At 60.4% G+C, this 1,852-nt stretch carries 2 protein-coding genes; one reads left to right on the top strand and one right to left on the bottom strand.

Translation table 11 applies throughout. The features are described from left to right. Window positions 1-471: 471 nt before the first annotated feature. On the top strand, window positions 472-1,017 hold the full coding sequence (locus NKH30_RS33005) for a group I truncated hemoglobin (RefSeq protein WP_352819759.1): 546 nt from the start codon (window positions 472-474) through the stop codon (window positions 1,015-1,017). A 91-nt stretch (window positions 1,018-1,108) separates the two neighbouring features. On the opposite strand, the gene NKH30_RS33000 is transcribed toward NKH30_RS33005, so the two are convergent. Continuing rightward, on the bottom strand, window positions 1,109-1,702 hold the full coding sequence (locus tag NKH30_RS33000; RefSeq protein ID WP_352819757.1) for an SOS response-associated peptidase: 594 nt from the start codon (window positions 1,700-1,702) through the stop codon (window positions 1,109-1,111). Window positions 1,703-1,852 lie beyond the last annotated feature (150 nt).

The following is a 1,852-nucleotide window of genomic DNA, read 5'->3' as shown; positions in this document are numbered from 1 at the left end:
TGGCTCATGCTGTGCTGCTAACTTCGCTCGTAAGGGCGACCTTAAGAGCGCAGCCTCGCTACCGTGCCGTCCTCTCGCAAGGCGGCCTTCGCCGGAGGGTATCGCTATTGGCCGCAAGCAGCCGGCAAAGCCGCGGGAAGCGATTGTACGCCCCCTACCGGGGCTGATTGCCGCCGACAACACGACACAGAAGGAAAATGCCCAAGGTCAGGGGCACAGATGCGGCCGAAGTGGCTTCGCGACCTCTGCCGCGTGCAGCGACGCGTGCTTAACACTTCCTCATCCGCGCGGCCTTCGCCCCTTTTGACGCATGTTGACCACGGCAATGCCGCCCAATCGGAATAATTCGGGCGAAGGGCTCGTTAGTTCTTTAGGCGATGCTAAAATACGGCAAAGTGTCCGAATGTCATTTCATGAAGCCCGCCAGACAGGCTGCGGCTCGCTCTGGCCTAACCTCGAAGGGAACCAGGGATGAAAATTTCGACTTCTCTCACAAGACGAAGTGTTGTCGCCGCGCTGGCGCTGGCCGCCGCATCGACGTCGGTATTGCCTGTCGACAAGGCGCTCGCGCAGACGAAGAAAACCGCATCTGAGAAAAGTCTGTATGAGCGGCTGGGGGGTGTTTTCGCCATCGCAGCGGTGATCGATCATTTCAGCGACGCCGTCGTGAGGAACCCGATCGTCGGCCAAAAGTCCAAGAATCCGCAGCTGCGCAAATGGCACACCAAGAACCTTGAAAGGCTGCCCGGCCTCAAGTTCATGCGCACGCTGTGGGTCTGCGACGTTTCTGGCGGGCCCTTCAAGTTCGTCGCCACCAAGCCCGGCACGACGCCGCTCGGCCTCGAGGAGGCGCATCGCGACCTGCGGATTTCCCCCGCGGAATTCGATGAGGTCGCAGCCGAACTCGGGCGGACCTTGGATCATTTCAAGATTCCGAAGCCTGAGAAAACCGAAGTCCTGGAAGCTTTCGCCGCCCACAAGGACGAGGTCACCGCCGGCTACGTCAAGCGGGGCTGAAGCGCTTATATCGCGCGGGCATTCGTTCTGAGCATGGCGCGCGTCGCCGTGAGGCGCGGCCGCAGCTCAGCGCGCAATTTTCCGATGGTTCCTACTCCGAACCTGCCCGAACTGTCTCCACTCTGAGCGACCCTTCCGGCAACCGCCGCAGGAGTTCAGCCTCGGATCTCGTCAGGTGGATCCAGGCCGCCCAGTCCGATGGCCGCAGCACAACCACTTGCCGATTGTGATATGGCGCGACATCCGGGCCTGGATCGGTCGTCAGCATCGTGAACGTCGGCGGCTTGTTGCCGACACCCTCGCGCCACAGCCCGGCAATCGCCATGAACGATTGGCCATTCAGTGTGAACCTGTGCTTGGTTTTTGGATATTTCGTTCCCGTGAATTCGAAGAATGCCGACGCCGGAACGAGACAGCGCTTGCTGTTGCTGAACTGCCGGCCCTCCGAGCGAAAGTTGAATACAGGTCCGCCTTTTGGCCCGGCCGGGGGAAAGCCGAATGTCATCGACGCCAGTTCGATTGCGTCGCCGGCGGCGCGCATTACAGGTGCGGGGTCGTTGATGTGGATGTCATCCGCCTGCGGCAGATCCAGTTCGGTTTGATGGCTGGGGATTTTGAGCGCCAGCGATTCCATCATCCGGCAGTATTCGGCCCAGGCGATGTGCTGCTCGTAGTCATTGCACATGGAGAGGCTCCGTACGCTCGACCGAGATCAGTTCAACATAGCGTTTATCGGTTGGCGCCGATTGCTGGCGGATTTGATATAAGCCTATTTGGGCCGGCGTGCGGCAGCGATGGCCTGCAACAGATTGATGCTGTTCACGTCGGGTTCGCT

The sequence above is a fragment of the Mesorhizobium sp. M1273 genome (assembly GCF_040318195.1).
Lineage (GTDB): Bacteria > Pseudomonadota > Alphaproteobacteria > Rhizobiales > Rhizobiaceae > Mesorhizobium.
This window is presented reverse-complemented; position numbering and strand designations above follow the sequence as displayed.